Genomic DNA, 18,544 nt, shown 5'->3' on the forward strand with positions numbered 1-18,544 from the left:
TACTAATCAAAAGAACGGTGAAGCATTCTGATGACCTTCAATTAAACAATTAGGAATTCGTATAAACTTTTCTCCAACACTTAGCTAAGATGCCAGGCACTGATTGCATTAATTGTTTATTGACAAGTAGTATTATATAAATAGGGGTATTAAAATTTCAATATATAGTTGTTCAGGTAACGATTACCTTAATTTATTTGTAACCACCTCTATCAAATCTTTAGCCGGTATATTTTTGCCGGTGATCGTACCATTGGGTGAAACAAAAAAATTGGAAGGTATGCTGTCTACTTTTAAAACATTTACAGCCCTGCCACTCCACATTTGTTGATCAATCAGCTGAATCCAGTTATAATTATTTTTTTTTATTATACTTTCCCATAGCTCTTTTTGATCATCAATAGCGACGCTCACGATCTCAATTTTTTCCGGGGGCACTTTCTGCCTAAGTCTTTTAACCGCATCATTAAAAACAAAACATTCCGAACAATAGGTTGACCAAAAATTGATCAAATAATACCTGCCCTTTAAAGAAGCAGTGGAAAACCCATTTCCGGAAGTATCAGTTAAAGTTAGCTCCGGCAGCTGATCATTTACCTTGAACTGATTTTCATAAATGCTCAAAAAATTCAGCACCTCCTTTTTGAGCACCTGAACAGGCTGATAATTAGGAAACCGCTTGGAAGCCCGAAGAATGAATTTTTTAAGTTTTGTATGATCATTTCCAAAATCGAGACTATTATAAGCTGACATGAATAAAACAGGATCGTTCACGGTATCAGCATAATTCATTTGCTGTTTAGCCTGGTTAGTAAGTTTATTTTTTAAATAATCCGGTAGCTCATTACTATTATTTCCCCGATCTGTTGTTTTCTCTTTTTCCCACTCTTGTCTTATATCAGCCGCGATTTGTAATTGCTGTTCTTCATGCTCCTGTAACCTGGCTGTAACCGGTGATCCAGAAACTGCATATTTATTATTGAACCAACTGGCAGTAATCGTAAGCTTTTTTACATCATTAACAAAAAGGATACGCATATTACTATTAGTAAATCGCATCCTGTACAGCCTTTCTTCATTTGTTGGCACATGCAGAATCAAGCTGTGATGATTATCCGTTACCGTAGCCGAATCGATAATAACCTGCTTCTCGCTATTAAAAGCTATTTTTTCTATATAAACCTTTTCGTTCAAACCTGCTTTAAGATTCAATATAACTTTAGTTACTGTGCTTGTACGAACACAAGCCGTACACAGCATTAAACAAACCGAAACAAAAAGCAGAGTGTATTTCATATATCATTATAAATTAAGGAGTTATCTGAATTACCAGATAACTCCTTAAATTTCAATCAATTTAATTTCTTACCCATTTTTCATAAATCTGACGGGTAAAATTGTTTGGAGCACTACCGTTATAACCGTAGTGCATATAAAACGTTTTGGTGGTTGCATCATAGGTATTATTGTAGGTAGCCGATGTCCATGGACTTGTTCCAGGCGCGTTTGGCGCGGCGCTTGAATAATCAGCGGCACCCGGGCTATCAGCAGTCATAAATCCAGATGCCGGCGCTGCAGGTGTTGCTCCGACTGCTACCCAGTTTTTAAGTGTAGATCCATCCACATCAAACTGGAAGTAATAATTGCTTCCGTACAAATCGCCTAAACCCGCGCTACAAGTATTTAAGCCCAAAGTTGAAAGATGCTTGGTATCTTTAAGGGCACGTGGAGCGCTTGGGTGAAACAGGTATCCAGTGGTACTGTAATCTGCATCATAAGCGTTCTTAATACCTACTAACAAATTGAGGGTACCAAAATTGCCACTTATTACCACTCCCGAAGCATCGATGATTTTTAACGGCAAAGCATATTTAGCTGTAGGATCGATCAGTGCTGTATTAAATTTAATATGATACTCCACCTTACGCTGGCCTTTAGGAATAGTTATTTTTGTTGATAAACTATAATCCTGGGCCGGAAGTAAATCATAGCTTGTTCCATTTGTGCGGTTATATTTACCTAAAACCGCGGTATCAACAGCTAATGTAACTGCCAGATCGGTTGAATTGGCATTTGGAGCAGCATAGTTTACATAGATAAAATAATCTGAAGGCGTTGCCTGGATAGCAAAACTAATTGCCATTGAATTGCCTCCTCCATTACCTGCTAAACTGGCCACCGGTAATTCAACAATAGGAATATCCTTTGTGAAATCTGGTTGTGGAATGGTGTCTTTGCAGGATGATAATATCGCTGCAAACAAAAGTGGGATTAAACACTTTAATATATCTTTCTTTTTCATCTTCATTCGTTTAAATTTTTCAATTCTTAGCAATTGGCACATCTTTAACATCCCAGAAAACCTTTGACGTAAACTGACTGATAGTACCTTCGGCCCCTACATTGTCAGGATTGTAATTATACTCGCTTTGTGGGTATGGCATTCTTACAGGTATCCTTCTGGTGGTAGCTGCCGGGTTATTTGAAACTGGAATATCAGCTGGCAAACCAAGGCGTCTGTAATCGCACCAGGCTTCTATGTCATTAAATCCATTTAATGACGACCATTTTTGCTTAATGATCAGGATAAGTTTTTTATCATAACTGGTACCTTCTGCACTTACATCTGATCCATTATTGACTGCATCATCCCAGTTGGCAACTGGTTGTGTACTATAATAGGTAGCAGCTTCGGCCGATGTCAGATCAAGAGCGAGAAATGACTGAGTGATAGCGGCTTGATAAAATGCCCTGGCATCTCCGCTTATTAAACCACGCTGAGCAGCCTCGGCCTGTAAAAACAAGCTTTCAAAATCAGTCATGAGCGGTTGCGCTTTACTCGCATCATCCGGAAAGCTAACCAAACCCGGGCCAATAGCCGATATCTGGTCTGGTTTTTCGGCAGTGGTGGCCGTTGGCCCAAATGGGTGTCCAACATATGTTGTTCCGGCACCTTCGTTAATGGTTGTATAAAATCTTGTTAACCGGGGATCGTTATTATTTTGGTAAAAATCTAATGAATACTTAGCCGCTAAATACTCCTGGTGACCAAACTGTAAAGTTTTAGATGCAGCTGCGGTATAGCCAAACGATGCATAAAACGGATTCTGTTTGCCATCACTATTAAGATAGCCAGGCTGAATATTAGCGGTTTCGCCGGCACCCAGGTAACCTAATCCGTTAGCGGTGATCTTGGCTATCTGTGTCTTGATATAATCTGTCCTGCCTGGTATTTCGGATTGGCGCAACAGCAATCGTAATTTAAGTGTATTAGCCAGCTTTCCCCATTTAGTAAGATCGCCTTTATACATAATATCATATACAATATCACTATTGGCTACTTTACCCGCGTTTGCCTTAAATATAGTAGCTGCAGAATCTAACTGGTTAGCCAGATCTTCATAAATAGCTATATCCTTGTCATATTTAGGACGGATAAATTTTGTTGATTGCAAAGCTTGTGAATACGGGATATTACCATAAAAATCAACCAGATACTGAAAGTCATAGGCTTTCATGGTTTTTGCAAAAGCAACAAAATAAGGTTTTGCAAGCGTTTGACCCTGCTGTTCCAGATAATAATAATCCTCCAGGTTATTATATAAGTTGGGCCAGGTGGCTGTGGCTCCGCCATAGTTCGAAGTAATGTTATAACTACGTTCTTCCAGGAAACCCGAATAGGCACCGCTAAAATTCCAATAACCAATCCACGGAGATGCAAAACGGTAAAACTCAAATGACCCTGTTGTATTTCTGGCGGTAGTATTTAACGCATTGGTTAATACCAAACCAGGATAGGCATTTGTGGAACTATTTGGGTTATTGTTGATATCAAAATACCCTTTTTTGCAAGCACTTAATGCAAGAGCAACAAGTGCCACTGTAAATATTCTTTTCATCTTTTCTGTGTTAAATTATATTCCGATGCTTGCGGTAAAACCATAGATACGCGTTGGCGGAGTTTGGTTCAGGTTGTTATAACCTTGCGGGTTATCGGTACCTATATTAATTTCCGGATCGGTATAAATATTTGATTTAGGTCTGAACATGAATAAGTTTCTGCCAACTAAAGCAATACTTGCTTTTTTTATAAACTTGATCCTTTTCAGGAAAGCTTCAGGTACTTCGTAAGCTAGTGAAAGCTCTCTTATTTTTAAATAATCGGCGCTTACCACATAATTTGACATTACGTTATCACGAATACCATCGGCCCAGAAACCGCCTCCCCCTGTATTAGTAGTAATATTGGTGTTTTTTTGATATACACCCGGCGAAGTTTCAATTACTGAGTTAGGATATACAAAACGCTCCCTTCCACCTTCGGCAGATGTATAGCTAATACCCGAGAAATCAAGTGTACTTGCAAATCCATTATACACCACAGCTCCACCCCGGTATTCAGCAGTTCCGGAAAGGGTAAAGTGCTTGAATGAAAAGCTGGTGGTAGCACCTAAAATATTCTTGGGATTGGTTTGTCCAAAATCAACCAGGGTATTGTTCACCGTAGGTAAACCTGTTGTGGCATTTACAATAACATGCCCCTCCTTATCTCTGTTGTAATCAGACCCGATCAATTGAGGGTACGATTTCCCAACTACTATATAGTTGCTACTGCCAATACTTAACTGATTAAGCCCCTGGTATAAAGAGGTAGCTTTATTTTGATTATGTGAGAAGTTGATACTGATATTCCAGGTAAATCCATTATGCAGCGATAACACCGGTGAAGCAGCAAGCGTTATCTCGTAACCTTTATTAACACCACTACCGGTATTAATTACGGCTGCGCCAAAACCTGTAGCATTTGAAATATTTATACCTGTAGTAATTTCTTGATTTTTAGTTACTTCATGATAAACGGAAGTCTCTAAACTTATCCGGTTGTTAAAGAAACCTAAATCAAGTCCAATTTCTTTTGATACGGTTTGCTCTGGTTTCAAATTAGGGTCATAAACCACATCCCCTACTGTAAAACCTGCAGTACTACCATAGGGGAACCCGCCTCCTGTGCCAAAAGTTGACTGGAGTGCATACGCACCAACCTGTACTGTATAAACCTTTGATATACCGGCTCTTAGTTTACCTGATGATAATATAGGATTATCTTTAAGGGCCGGGATTGCATCCGTAAAAATAAAAGAAGCATCTACCGCCGGATAAAAGAAGGCCCGGTTATTTTTTGCTAATCTTGAATCTATATCCCTACGACCTGAAGCATGTAAAAATAAATAGTCTTTATAACCAACAGTTAAATCGCCGAAAACACCAAACTGACGATCATGGGAAACGTTTTCAGACGCACCTGGCACACCCGATACGTTACTCACATTAAACAGATCTGGTATTACAAGCGAACTCGCGCCAACGCTAATGTTTTGTTGAGATTTATCTGTTATTTGAGCACCGGCTATAAATTTCAGGTTAAAATCCTCACTCAGCTTCTTATCAAAAGTTGCCAGGAAATCGCCATTATACCGACTATTAAACTGATCGTAATCACTTTCAGAAGCCTGAATATTATTGGTAGCTATTGATTTTCCGCTTGCCTTAGCAAAATCAGAATAGTTAAAAGCCGCCTGTGTGTATTTACCCACTATAGTAGAAGTACTAATACCGCCACGCACTAAGAAACTTAACCAGTCGGTAGCTTTATAACCAATAGATAAATTACCCAGTAAGGCATCTTTACGTTCTGTTTGACGTTGATCCTGCAAACCAAAGTATGGACTCTGATAATAATCGTTATAATAATTATTAGGATTGCCATATAACGAATTAAGATCGCTATACTGTGTTAAAGGGATCTCGGAAGGCGTGTTAATTACGTTGTTATAAACCTGATTGTATGATTTATCATAATTCCTTTGGGTATAATCAATAGAATAATTAGCCGTAAAATTCCGGAAGTTACGGGTACCATTAATACGAAAAGCCGTTCTGTTGGCCTTATCACCAGGTGTTGTGCCTTTACTGTCAAGGCGCTGGGCATTTATAAAAACTGACCCTTTTTCATCACCGCTGGAGTAAGTAAGATCATTCTGCTCGTCAAGACCAGTATCAAAAAAATCTTTCTTTTCATTTGCCCTGTCCGAATAAACAACCTTTTGTATGCTACCATCAGGTAAAGTACGTCCAAGCGGTCTTATACTTCCATCATACCTGTCACCGTAGTTTTGGTTTTCAAACGGTGTAAATTGAGGAAAACCAAACGCATCCTGATCTGTACCTCCGCCAAACTGATTTTGCAGCTTAGGGAAATAAGATAACCTGTTAAGCATGGTAGTATTGGTATAGGTAATTGTTCCTCCTCCTTCAGATTGCCCTTTTTTTGTAGTTACAATGATCACACCATTTGATGCTTCAGAACCGTAAAGCGCGGCTGCATTAGCCCCCTTTAACACGTTCACGCTTTCAACATCATTGGGATTGATAGAATTCAAATAACTTAATGAGGTTGTTACGCCGTCCACAACCAGTAAGGCCTGATTATTACCAACAAATGAGCGGTTACCGCGTAATACTACACGTATCTGATCACCGGCATCTATCTGATTATTAGCCTGGTTAATTTGCAAACCTGCAACTTTGCCTGATAAGCCTGCCGCAAGGTTTGTAGGTTTACTCCTGGTAAGATCTTTGCTGCTTACTGATTGAGTTGCATAACCCAATTCTTTGGCTTTACGTTTAATACCCAAAGCCGTTGTAATAGTTACCTCTTGTAGCTGCCGGCTGTCTGACTCTAAGGATACAATTACAGATCCGTTTGCTGCTATAGGAGCCTCTTTTTTAATGTACCCAATAAAGCTGAAAGATAATATACTGTTTTTATTAGGCACCATGATGGTAAAATCGCCATTACCACTGGTCATGGTACCTGTAGTTGTACCTTTAACAACCACACTAACACCAGGTAACGGAGAATTATCTGCCTTGTCGGTTACCTTACCTGTTATCTTAAGCATTTGCGCGCTTGCACTTGTTGCCGCAAACATCAAAAGCCATAAACACCTTTGTAAAAATTTATTCATTATTATAAAGTTTTAATTCCATTTAATTATTGTTTGGTTAATTATGTAAGAAAAGTGATCAAATCATGTACTTCCTCCTTTCTGATTCAATGGTTAAAAAATAAGTAAAACGTTTTATCAATTTGGCAAAAAGCATCCCATGCCAACAAGATTGTGGCTTAATAACTCATTACCATGATTTTTTTAAAGTAGACTATCTCAAATAAGCCTAATTTTTAATTGAGATACTGAAACAGTTTTTCTAATGAACTATCTGATAAAAGATCAACATCATTAGTATCCATATAACTCTTTGCACGTGTATTATTTCCTAAAGCATTCAAAACACTTTTTTTATTTGTACCCAGTTTGGATAACTCATTATTAGCGAATGAGTAATATTCAGTTTTAACAACAAATTTTTTGATTGTTTTTTTCGTATACCAATCCTCATTAGAAGATATGCTTACCTCAATTTTCTTAACCAGGCTTATTTTGCCTTGATATACAATTTCAAAAAACTGTCCCTGGGAACTTTTTACTTGGGGAGATTTTATCCTGATAAATGTATTGGGATACTCAGGTGTTTCTACAAAACGGAAACGTGTAACAGAATCGCTGATATTATATATCTGTTGATCGATTGAGCATTCTATTGTTTGATTATATATATTATAGCGAAGTTGTACCGTGTTTACAGACCGGCCTCCCGGAGTTACCAGTTCACTTTTTTGAAAATCGGGTAGTAAATATGGTGAGCCTGAGATACCGGTATTCTTGTTTAATTCAAGGGGCCTCCCTAACCCGAAAGTTATTGGAGCCTGCTGCCCGTAGCTTGAAAATAGCCCAAAAGAAGCAAATAACAAACTTAAGTAAAGTCGTTTCATTTCAAACAATAAGTAGTTAATAGTTAATCAGTGCGTTTTGCTTAGCAACCGGATAAAAGCATTATCAGGTAATTAAATAAAACGTTTTATCAAATCTAAAAAAATAAAACGTTTTACCAAATAATTTTTCAAATTATTTTTAAATAATCACAAAACAATTCGTCTTAAATAAGAAAATCATCAATAATCTATTTAATTAATTGATGATTTAACAATAAAATAAAATTTAAGAATAAAAAATGCAATAATTAAACAATTATTGACAATTAAATATTTATATTTTCATCTTTTTCTGAAATTTACTATTTAATACAACCATATAGCTCTATTTTTATAGATTAAGGTGACATTTGAAGAAAATTATTATAAAACCTTGCCTAAATAAGCAAAACTTAATTAATTACCCTCAATACTAGTGGCAATTTTTATAGGTGTCGACCCTCGTTCAATAAGTTTAGACGGTATCTGGTGCTTAACTTTCGAATTATTCCCCTTGTTCCCTCCTATCTGTGCCAGTAAAAGATCAATAGCCGATTTTGCTATCTCATAGGTAGGTTGTTGTATAGTTGTAATTCCTGGAGGGTACAAGCTAAATATTTCATTATCATCAAAACTGATCATAGCTAAGTCTTTGGGAATATTCAACTCAAGCTGCCTGATGCTTTCCAACCCCATCGTACCTAAATAGTTTGTAGTAAAAAATACAGCATCCATCTGCTTCTGCTGTTTTATAAAGGCTTTTATAGCGTTTATGGCTTTATCCTTATCGGTGTCAAAGGGTAATTTAAATATTAACCTTTTGTCTTCCTTTATGTCGTTAATTTTTAAAGCATCCTTGTATCCCCGGGTGCGATCCTGTAATTGAATCAGGTCCAGATCAGCAGTTATCAAACCTATCTTTTTATATCCGGACTTTAAAAGATGGTCAACCGCATTAAAAGCGCTGCCATGATTATCAACCAATACATGGGGGATATCCAAACCAGGGAAATAACCATCTATTAATACTACAGGTTTTTCATTAGCTACCAGGTTTTGAATATCTTTCTCAAGCCCTTTCATAGGTGTGACGATATAGCCGTCAACCAATTGCTGAGAAAGCATTCTGATCACATCCTTTCCTTTCTGGATATTATTGTTAGTGCTGCAATAAATAATTCTGTATCCCTCTTTTTCTGCTTCTTCTTCTATCACTTTGGCCATCGCTCCAAAAAACGGGCCTCCGATAGTTTCAACTATCAAGCCTATAACTTTTGAAACACCGGTACGAAGCCCTACTGCCATCCGGTTTGGCTCATATCCATTTTTGGCAGCTACATCCAATATTTTTTTGGTTATCTCTTTACTAATACGGCCCTTGCCGTTTAAAACAAATGACACCGTTGTAATGGATGTATTGGTAAGCTTTGCGATATCTTTTATGGATATTTTTTTATTTATCATTATGCGTGAGTCTCTTGTGATTTCCAGGTTTATTGTATTAATAGCAACAAATTAGGCAAATACCTTATTTATCAAAAATATAAATTTATAACAATGCTGCTACACTTAGTGTTTTATTACAGCGATTTAAATGGCATTACCATAAACGTTCTTTTTCTATAAATAATATAATGGTTACTGGGGGTTAGTAAAACCTTTTAGTAATATAAATATAATTACTAAATATGCTTAAATTACCATTTTAAATTAACATCCCTTTACTATTAAACATTGATATACAAAAACCGATATGAGCATTACGCCCAAACTAACCCGCTTTGATCTTTCCATGATCGTTATCAGCCTGGTAATAGGGATGGGTATTTTTGCAACACCTGGTGAAGTAGCAATTAGTTCAAGTAATCCGTTCCTGTATTTTGGCGCCTGGTTTTTTGGAGGAGCTGTTAGCTTATGCGGTGCCCTTACTTTTGCCGAAATAGGGGCACGCTATCCAACTACCGGTGGCTTTTATAAGGTTTTTTCGTACTGCTTTCATCCAGCATTCGCTTTTATGATCAACTGGATATTGGTGATCAGCAATGCGGCTTCGGTGGCTGCTGTGGCACTTATAGGCGCGGAGTATATTAACCCGGTAATTATGCCCGCAAGCCTGCAAAACGATTTGGGTATTAAGATCATGACCATTACATCAGTTCTTATTTTGTATATCATTAACTTTTTGGGAATCAAAATGAGTGCGCGAACCCAAAATGTATTGACCATATTTAAAATAAGCATGATCCTTATTCTTTGTACGGCGGTTTTTAAAAGTCATATAACACCCGGTGATTATAAAGTTATTGTACCACCTGACGATAATAAATATAATTTGAGCGCATTTGGGATAAGTCTGGTTGCCGTGTTCTTCACCTATGGTGGTTATCAACAAACTATCAATTTTGGCGGGGACATCATTAATGCCAAGACCAACATCCCCAAAGCAATTTTTACGGGGATGATAACAGTTATATTTCTATACCTGCTAATTAACTTTGCTTATTATTCGGTACTGGGTATCAAAGGCTTGCAACATAAAACCGCACTGGCTGCTACCCTGGCGGGGGCTATTTTTGGCGCGGTTGGCTATAAGATCATTTCATTGCTGATGTTTGTTTCGGTACTCGCGTTTATCAATGTTAATATTATGGCCAATCCAAGAGTTTATTATGCCATGGCCGAAGATGGGATCTTGCCCCGTCGCTTTAAGCGTGTTAATCAAAAAACCCAGGTACAGGAATTTGGCTTGAGCTTTTTTGTAACGGCAGTGCTCCTTATACTATTTTTTATAAGCTCGTTTCAAAAGATACTTAGCTATGTTATGTTTTTTGATACCATCGGACTTTCCACCGCGGCAGTTACCATTTTTATTTTAAGAAAAAAAACTAAACATCTTGACGGAACAGGTATTTATACGATGAAATGGTACCCTGCTATCCCTATTATTTTTATTGTTGCTTATTGGTTTGTTACCATAAGCATCTTTATTGAAAACCCTTTGGCCGCGTTGATATGCCTTGGCGCATTTGTTACCGGTCTTGTTATATACTTTATTACTAAAAATAGCCAGAACACCATTATAATACCTTAACTATGGAGCTTTCATTTATATTAAATGAATTGGGAGAAGAAAGAGAAAATTACTTCAACGCGGTTTCGCCTCCCATCATACAATCAAGCAATTTCACTTTTAATACGGTAACAGACCTGAGACAGGCCATGGCCGATGAATTTGACACTAATTTATATTCCAGAGGGCAAAACCCAACATTGAGTATATTAAGAAAAAAACTGGCTGCCCTTGACGGAGCAGACGATGCCTTGGTATTTAGCAGTGGTATTGGAGCCATAAGCGTTCCCTTACTCTCGCTGCTGCAATCCGGGGACCATATTGTTGCCGTAGAGAATCCGTATAGCTGGACCATAAAGCTTTTCAAGGAGTTTTTACCCAAATTTGGCATAAACACCACTTTTGTTGATGGCACCGTTTATGACAATTTTGAAGCCGCGGTTACTACCCAAACCCGTTTGATATTTTTAGAAAGCCCTAATACTTTTAGTTATGAGTTACAGGACATCAAAAGGATCGCCAGGTTTGCCAGATCACGTGGAATTGTAACCATGATCGATAATAGTTACTGCAGCCCTATATATCAGCAACCTATCAATATGGGTATCGACCTGGTAGCTCAATCAGCCACTAAGTATATCGGCGGCCATTCAGACGTTGTAGCGGGTGTGCTTACCGGTAGCAAAGAACTGATCAGGCAGATATTTGATCATGAATTCATGAACCTGGGTCCTGCCATTTCACCACATTCTGCATGGTTACTGCTAAGAGGATTAAGAACTTTACCTTTGCGTTTACAACGCAGCTTTGAAAGTACCGGAGTTATCACCAAATGGCTGCAAGATCATGAGCACATACAACAAGTGATATGGCCTTTCAGCGCGGGTTTTAAACAAACACAATTGGCGCATGAACAAATGCAAGGCTGCGGCGGGTTATTCAGCTTCACATTAAAAAATTCTTCGTTTAAAAAAATAGAAGCATTTTGTAATAATCTGCAGCACATATTACTGGCTGTTTCCTGGGGTGGGCACGAAAGTTTGATACTACCGTCGATCGCATCCATTTCGGAGCAGGAGTACACAGCAACAGATGAGCGACTTCAATTGGTCAGAATGTATGTTGGCTTAGAAGATACTGCGTATTTGATTCAGGATCTTCAGCAAGCATTGGCTAAAATTTAATTAAACAGGTATCAGCATCTCCAAATCATATCAACTCGCCAGGTCATGCCGTAAAAAAGCCTCCCATGTCACCCGTCCATAGCTATTGGTTGGCCAGATATTATTTTCAGAACGATAACGATCATATTCTTCGCTCTGAAGCGGTCGTACATTTAGTTCATCTGTCCGGCTTAGCACATGGAGATATGTTTTTACCATTTCCTCAAATTTAAGTAGTTCAGGCCCCCCTACTCCACGAACCAAGCCTACAGGTTCTCTCTGAGCTAAATCAACCAGCAAGGTTGCTGCCTCCTTTACTTCGATAGATTGAAAATGCATACCATCGGGAATGGCCAGTGTACCATTTTTTTTATCAAATGTTTTTAAAATAGAGAGTACATAGTTATGAAACTGGGTAGTGCGTAAAACAGAAAACGGAATACCGCTGGCCGCTATCATTTGTTCAACCCTTATTTTGGTTTGATAATAAGCATAATTGCTTTTATCAACATTAATAATAGAGATATAAATAAAATGCAGGGTCTTATCTTTATTTACTGCATCAAGTAAATTTTGTGTCCCCTTAATGTCAACGCTCTGTGTGTCTTTCGGATTGCTTGCACAATGAATGATGATATCGGCATTTTCAGTTGCCTCCTGCAAGCCCCTGTTTGATGCCAGATCGCCTTTTATAAGCTGTACACCAGCAGGCACGGTAGCATTTTTCTTTGAGCTTAATACAGTAACTCCATAATTAATGGATAGTAACTGATCTACAACTTCTTTTCCCAGCAGGCCTGTACCCCCTGTCACTAATACGTTCTTCATCCGTTAAGCTTTTGTGATAAATAATTGATAAGGTATAGGTTCGATGAATTATTTTAATTTTTGTTTGATTGATCTAAAACAGGTCGTGGATCAAATATTACCCTAAAGGAACTTATTTTATCGCCTTTGACCTGGTACCACCCACAACCGAATATGGTAACGCTCCCCATATCAATATCATAAAACAAACACACATCATCTCCTTCAGCAATGGTCTTTTTCAGATCGTATTTAAATTTCATCTTCTCCATATCGTTCATATATGCCTCCGCCCCATCACGCGAACCCAGTACACCTTTAAAGGTCATATCTGTTGTTAAATATTTGCGGGCAGTGGCAAAATCCTCTTTATTCATCGCATCTATGAAAGCCAGTACCACTTCTTTAGCATTCCTGGTTAGTTCTACTGTATCTTTTTTCATATTATTATTCAGACAAATCATTATTATATAATAATAAATAAAACACCCTTAATGTTTCATAAAAAACAAAAAGGGCATTGTTAATGCCTAAACACTAACAATACCCTGTATTAACTTGTTATGAAGAAGTTGCCTTATATTAAGGATGTCCATTATGGTTATAAACAGTGTCGCACCACTGCCAGTGATCTTTACCTCCGAAATACTCAAATCTGTTTATCATAAACAACATATTAGTAGCAATAAAGAGTACAATAACCAAAATAGCGGCCACCTTTGTAATGATGGTTAAAGCGGGCTTTTTTGAAAACCCACCAAAAACATAACCGATGATAAATACCATACAGGTAATAAACAATATCCGTATGATGATGATTCCAAATCCCATGATCGTAAATTTAATGGTGAACGCTTATTTGTATTTACTTAAAAGTTCCTGATCTTCGGCTTTACCCCAATGAGGATTTACACTGGTATCTGTATTTTCAAGCATTTTAAGACTTTGCGAGGCCAGTTGTTTGGCCAGATCCTTATCGCCACCCCACATTTTTGGGGTATTATATTTAAACCAAGCCGCCAGGTAAATAGTCCTGGGATTATTGGGGTTTAACTGTTTGGCCTGGTTCAGGTACTGCTGGGCAAGCGGACCGTATTTAGGTCCATAGGTCATCATGTTAATGAACACCTTGCTCTGGTTAATCATACTAAGCACGGTATACACCTCTGCCAGTTCCGTTTTTTGATTAACCTTATTCAGCAATGATTCTGCCCTTTTAGCCTGTGTTTCGCCCCGGTTACTGTACGCTTCTATAGATTCGCCATCATCCTGCAACAGGAAACCTATCCTTGCGTTACAATAAGCCGCGTAATAGTTGGGCAGCCAGTCTTTGGGCTGTGAGCCCGCTATCTTTACAAAGTCCTGCTCAATTGCGGCATACTCTTTAACCGTTTTGGCCTTATCTAATTTGGTAACGGCGCTTTGTAAATTGGTTTGCTGGGCCGATACTGATAAACAGAACAGCCATATGGCCAAACCCGAAATGATTAACTTTTTCATGTTGATTGATTTTATATGGTTTTAATTATTGTTATTATCGAGAATATCGCTGGTGCGGTTAATACCGAAGCTCATAAAGAACCCAGCGTAATAATACCGGCGTGCAGGTAAGGTTAAAGGCATTTTGATATCGCCGTTAGCACTGTAGTTATAACCAAATAGCTGGTTGGAGCCCAGTAAATTATTAACACCCACGCTAAAACCTGAAAACGGTTTCTGTTTCCAGCTTTTGAACAAGGACATCAGATGAGCCACCTGCAGGTTCAGCACACTATAGTTTTTAGTGGTGCCCTGGTCATAGATTCTGGATACGTTAATGACATTATCGTACCTGATGTTATAATAAGGTCTGCCGGTAGCAAAGGCATAGGAAATATTTACATAGGTATTAATGTCCTGAAAGTTCTTTTTTATGGCGATAGTGGCGGTGTGTGGTGTAGCAAAAGTTGGCCGTATCTCGTCCGGATAATCTAAAAAATCACGTTTGGTATTCAGGTAGGTATAGGAGATCCAGTAATCGAGGTTTTTGAAGGTTTTTTTATCTCTGAAAAACAGTTCAATACCCCGGGCGTACCCTTTGCCATTATTACTGATAACCGGCTCCGTTTTGATCAGATCCTTATACTGTTTGTAATAAGCCTCGATCCTGAAAAAACGGTTATGCGCCTTTTTGGTATAGTTCAATACATAGTGGGTGGCACTTGAAAAATTAAGATCAGTGGTTTGATACAGAAAATCATTCTGTGGTTCCTGGTAAAAAATACCATAGGCAAAGTTAAATTGTCCCCCATCGTTTAAGCGATAAGCCAGACTTGCCCTTGGTGCGATAACCCATTTGTTTAATAATGAGGAGTGTTCTGTACGCACACCTATTTTAGCAGCTAAATCATTAGCCAGGTAAATATCGCCCTCGAAAAAATCTGCTGTTAAATTATCCGTAAGGGCGATGGTGCTATCGTTTGACATACCATGATCATGCGAATAAAAGTGCTCTGCACCAAACCGGATTGCCTGGTTATGCGGGAACATACGGGTAAATACTATCCTCGCCTGCGCAAAATCATTGTTGATGATACGATGGTTGTTTTTTTCGTTAAAAGGGTAATTAGGCAGGTTAATGGTTTGTCCATCATCACCGGTTAGGGTTTGTATGGTGTTCACCCGGCTATAACTATAAGCCAGACCTGCGTCAAGCTTCCAATCATCATTCAGATAATCGCGATAGCTCAAATTGTTATAGCTGTTCATACCTTTTACCTGATAAGCGGAGCGTAAAACGGTGCTGTCAATATCAGGATTGCGCATCCCCACATTGCTGGTATTCCAGTTAGTATAAAACTTCAGCATACCGGTTTTGCCGGTTTTTATCCTAAAATTGGCATCTCCTTCCAGGTACTCCGGTCCGCTGAAATAATTGATGCGTTGGGGTATAATAGCGTTATACCAGGTCTGGTTGCTATATCTTAAAGTGACACCATAACTGCTCTTCTTATTTTTAGCCAGTTCCTGTATCCCTGCACCCATGTTGGCAGTAAAAACAGAGAAATAGGCCGAAGATTTAGCGGGCAGGTCGACACTTTCCAGGATCAGGGCACTGCTCATGGCCTGACCGTATAATGCCGAATATCCCCCGGTACTGAACAGGATGCCATTAAACAATATGGGGTTTACCCGGGCGTACTGTTGTAAACCAGGCACCGCAGGATAATTAGGTTTTTTAACCAGTGTACCGTCAATAAATTGTTTGGTTTCATCGCCGGTACCGCCACGTACAAACAAGCCATCTGCCTCGCCTATTTGTTGCGAACCGGGCAATGACCTAAGCGCCAGGGCAACATCGGCATTACTACCGGCAACGGTAAACGCATCAATAGCGGTGAGCGATGCACCCTTTGCTTTGTCGCTTGCTTCAAATGAACCGGCGCTGATAATGACCTCATGGAGCGATTGGGTATCTGATTGTAAAAGAACAATATCCAGGTAGATGGATGAATCGGCAAGGGTGACTTCTTTTTTGAATGATTTATAGCCAACTGAGGTTACCACCAACAATTGCTTCCCTTTTGCATTAGTGGGTAAATTGAAGATGCCGGCGGTGTCGGTTTTAGTTCCCCCAGCTGTTGCTTTTAGTGATATGCTGGCAAAAGGAATAGCCTCGCCGTTAGTATTTTTTACCGTTCCTGAAATACGATGTTGCGAAAAAGCAAATCGCGGCGCCAGTAAAAACAGGAAGGCAACTACTATATATTTAATGATATGAGTTTTCATGACCCTTAGTTTTGAACCTATTGATGATCAAAACTATAGTGCCTTGTGTTATCTTTTTTGGAGAGTAGACGAGCGGGGAAAGTGTAGCGACGAAAGCCAGGATTCTGGATAAATTAATGCTCCGGCCTGTTTAGTATCCTGGTAATATTTTCTTTATAGGATTCGCTCACAGGCACCTCTTTCGAGCCTATATAAACAAAATCGCGTTTTACTGTGGTGATTTTATTAGCCGCTACCAGGAATGATTTATGGGTACGTATGAATGCCGGCGGCGGGAGCTTTTCTTCAATAGCCTTGATGGTCATGCGGGTAAGCACCGGCTTAGTTGATGATGACAGATGAATCTTGATATAATCTTTCAACCCTTCAATGTAATCAATATCGGCTACTACAATTTTCACCAGGGTATATTCCACATTAACAAAAAAGTCCTCCGGAACGTCAGTAGCAATCGCCTTGCTGCTTTGTTGCAATTTAAACAGATCATTTGCCCGATTGCAGGCTTTCAGGAAACGTTCGAAACTAAAAGGCTTCAGCACATAATCAACTACATTGAGGTCAAAGCCTTCCAGCGCGTATTTTTCGTATGCGGTAACCAGGATCACCAGTGGTGGATTGTTGAGCGTTTGGAGGAATTGCAATCCGTTTAAGCGCGGCATTTGTATATCCAGGAATATGAGGTCAATTTGCTCTGTTTGTAGTATCTCGATAGCTTCCAGCGGATTTTTACAGGTTTTAACCAGTTGCAAAAAAGGTATCTGACCGATGTTGTCTTCCAGCAGTTCCCGAACCAATTGTTCATCATCAACAATAATACAGCGCATCATACTAACTTCAAAGTTAAGGTAATATGAAAAAGATCGTCGCTATTATTGATAGCTAAGGTATAATTATCTTTATACAACAAATTTAACCGCGATCGCACGTTGGCCAAACCTATACCCGAGTTTTCATCTTTGGAGGTTACGGGCTCATCTTCAAATTTATTGCGTACCTCAAATATCATCAGGCCACGATATACGGACAGTTCAATATCTATCTGTGGTTGTTCGTTATAGCCAACACCGTGTTTAAAAGCATTCTCCACAAAGGGTATCAGCAGCATAGGTTCAATGGTATACAGATCATCTTCTTTATCCAGTTCAATCCGGCTGTTTACCTGTACATCGTTCCCGAAACGGAGCTTTTGCAACTCGATATAGCTGCTCAGATATTCTATTTCTTTTTGGAGCGCTACCTTTTTACCCTGGGCATCATACAGCATATAACGCATCAGATCCGACAGCATAATGAGCGATTGCTCCAGCTTGTCTGACTTTTTACGGGCCAGCGATACCAGGTTAGTCAACACATTAAATAAAAAATGCGGACTGATCTGCGATCGAAGAAACTTGAGTTCGGTTAGCAGTTGCGTGGCCTGTTTTTCCTTTTGCTCCCGTTCGGTACGGATGCTATCAACAATTCTGCAATAGATAAGGCTGATGATAAAAACAACGATAGAGGGTGGGAAAACAAATTTATAAATGGATGGGTCCTTTGGCAACTCCGAGAACCATCCCACCATGATGTGGTGTTTTAACCAAAACGACCCAAAGATGAGCAGTACAGAGCTGATAATGTATAATAACCAAAAGCGCCTGTTGTAAAACCAGGGGTATAAGTATAAAGCATTGATATAAAAAATAGCCAGGTGAATAATCCCCGCTTCTGTAAAGAACAGGCCCGGTATCGAGCCAATTGCATACCCACTAGCTGCTGTAGAAACAAAATAGGGTAGCAACAGTATGGCGCTCCAGATAAGTACATGGAGCGTAATAGTAATATACCGTACTTTAATAGCTACTTTCATTTGATTGAATAAAC

General features: G+C 38.9%; 15 protein-coding genes. 2 read left to right on the top strand and 13 right to left on the bottom strand.

The genetic code is table 11. The features are described from left to right. Window positions 1–183: 183 nt before the first annotated feature. From AC57BQ_RS15350 to AC57BQ_RS15375, 6 genes are all read right to left on the bottom strand, one after another. Window positions 184–1,296, bottom strand: coding sequence for a redoxin domain-containing protein (locus tag AC57BQ_RS15350; RefSeq protein ID WP_496407120.1), 1,113 nt, complete (start codon window positions 1,294–1,296; stop codon window positions 184–186). 61 nt (window positions 1,297–1,357) lie between these two features. After that, window positions 1,358–2,302: a DUF1735 domain-containing protein gene (locus AC57BQ_RS15355; RefSeq protein ID WP_496407121.1), complete on the bottom strand. Its 945-nt coding sequence runs from the start codon at window positions 2,300–2,302 to the stop codon at window positions 1,358–1,360. Window positions 2,303–2,321: 19 nt separating this feature from the next. Beyond that, window positions 2,322–3,899, bottom strand: a complete 1,578-nt coding sequence (locus AC57BQ_RS15360; RefSeq protein ID WP_496407122.1) for a SusD/RagB family nutrient-binding outer membrane lipoprotein — start codon at window positions 3,897–3,899, stop codon at window positions 2,322–2,324. Between the two features lie 15 nt (window positions 3,900–3,914). Continuing rightward, window positions 3,915–7,028 (bottom strand): SusC/RagA family TonB-linked outer membrane protein, encoded by a 3,114-nt coding sequence (locus AC57BQ_RS15365; protein ID WP_496407123.1) that lies wholly within the window; start codon window positions 7,026–7,028, stop codon window positions 3,915–3,917. Window positions 7,029–7,243: 215 nt separating this feature from the next. Beyond that, window positions 7,244–7,903 carry a hypothetical protein gene (locus AC57BQ_RS15370; protein WP_496407124.1) on the bottom strand — a complete coding sequence of 220 codons (660 nt, stop codon included), beginning with the start codon at window positions 7,901–7,903 and terminating at the stop codon, window positions 7,244–7,246. 387 nt (window positions 7,904–8,290) lie between these two features. Continuing rightward, the gene (locus tag AC57BQ_RS15375; RefSeq protein ID WP_496407125.1) at window positions 8,291–9,337 is read right to left on the bottom strand and encodes a LacI family DNA-binding transcriptional regulator; all 1,047 of its coding nucleotides are present in this window, start codon (window positions 9,335–9,337) and stop codon (window positions 8,291–8,293) included. Between the two features lie 289 nt (window positions 9,338–9,626). Here AC57BQ_RS15375 and AC57BQ_RS15380 point away from each other — a divergent pair, with 289 nt between their 5' ends. Then, window positions 9,627–10,964, top strand: a complete 1,338-nt coding sequence (locus AC57BQ_RS15380) for an APC family permease (RefSeq protein WP_496407126.1) — start codon at window positions 9,627–9,629, stop codon at window positions 10,962–10,964. Between the two features lie 2 nt (window positions 10,965–10,966). Next, window positions 10,967–12,127 carry a trans-sulfuration enzyme family protein gene (locus tag AC57BQ_RS15385; protein ID WP_496407127.1) on the top strand — a complete coding sequence of 387 codons (1,161 nt, stop codon included), beginning with the start codon at window positions 10,967–10,969 and terminating at the stop codon, window positions 12,125–12,127. 30 nt (window positions 12,128–12,157) lie between these two features. Here AC57BQ_RS15385 and AC57BQ_RS15390 read toward each other — a convergent pair whose 3' ends face one another. The 7 genes from AC57BQ_RS15390 to AC57BQ_RS15420 form a co-directional block, all read right to left on the bottom strand. Next, the gene (locus AC57BQ_RS15390) at window positions 12,158–12,934 is read right to left on the bottom strand and encodes an SDR family oxidoreductase (protein ID WP_496407128.1); all 777 of its coding nucleotides are present in this window, start codon (window positions 12,932–12,934) and stop codon (window positions 12,158–12,160) included. 53 nt (window positions 12,935–12,987) lie between these two features. Further along, window positions 12,988–13,356 carry a nuclear transport factor 2 family protein gene (locus AC57BQ_RS15395; protein WP_496407129.1) on the bottom strand — a complete coding sequence of 123 codons (369 nt, stop codon included), beginning with the start codon at window positions 13,354–13,356 and terminating at the stop codon, window positions 12,988–12,990. A gap of 139 nt (window positions 13,357–13,495) precedes the next feature. Beyond that, the gene (locus tag AC57BQ_RS15400; protein WP_496407130.1) at window positions 13,496–13,744 is read right to left on the bottom strand and encodes a hypothetical protein; all 249 of its coding nucleotides are present in this window, start codon (window positions 13,742–13,744) and stop codon (window positions 13,496–13,498) included. A gap of 24 nt (window positions 13,745–13,768) precedes the next feature. Continuing rightward, a complete protein-coding gene (locus AC57BQ_RS15405) occupies window positions 13,769–14,413 on the bottom strand; it encodes a hypothetical protein (RefSeq protein ID WP_496407131.1) in 645 nt (214 codons plus the stop codon). A gap of 21 nt (window positions 14,414–14,434) precedes the next feature. After that, the gene (locus tag AC57BQ_RS15410; RefSeq protein WP_496407132.1) at window positions 14,435–16,681 is read right to left on the bottom strand and encodes a TonB-dependent receptor; all 2,247 of its coding nucleotides are present in this window, start codon (window positions 16,679–16,681) and stop codon (window positions 14,435–14,437) included. Between the two features lie 113 nt (window positions 16,682–16,794). Further along, window positions 16,795–17,508: a LytR/AlgR family response regulator transcription factor gene (locus tag AC57BQ_RS15415; protein WP_496407133.1), complete on the bottom strand. Its 714-nt coding sequence runs from the start codon at window positions 17,506–17,508 to the stop codon at window positions 16,795–16,797. Next, window positions 17,505–18,530 carry a sensor histidine kinase gene (locus AC57BQ_RS15420; protein WP_496407134.1) on the bottom strand — a complete coding sequence of 342 codons (1,026 nt, stop codon included), beginning with the start codon at window positions 18,528–18,530 and terminating at the stop codon, window positions 17,505–17,507. The genes AC57BQ_RS15415 and AC57BQ_RS15420 overlap by 4 nt, the downstream gene beginning before the upstream one ends. Window positions 18,531–18,544: the final 14 nt, after the last annotated feature.

It is taken from the genome of Mucilaginibacter sp. BGA-UO-ETr-C110, from assembly GCF_059567985.1.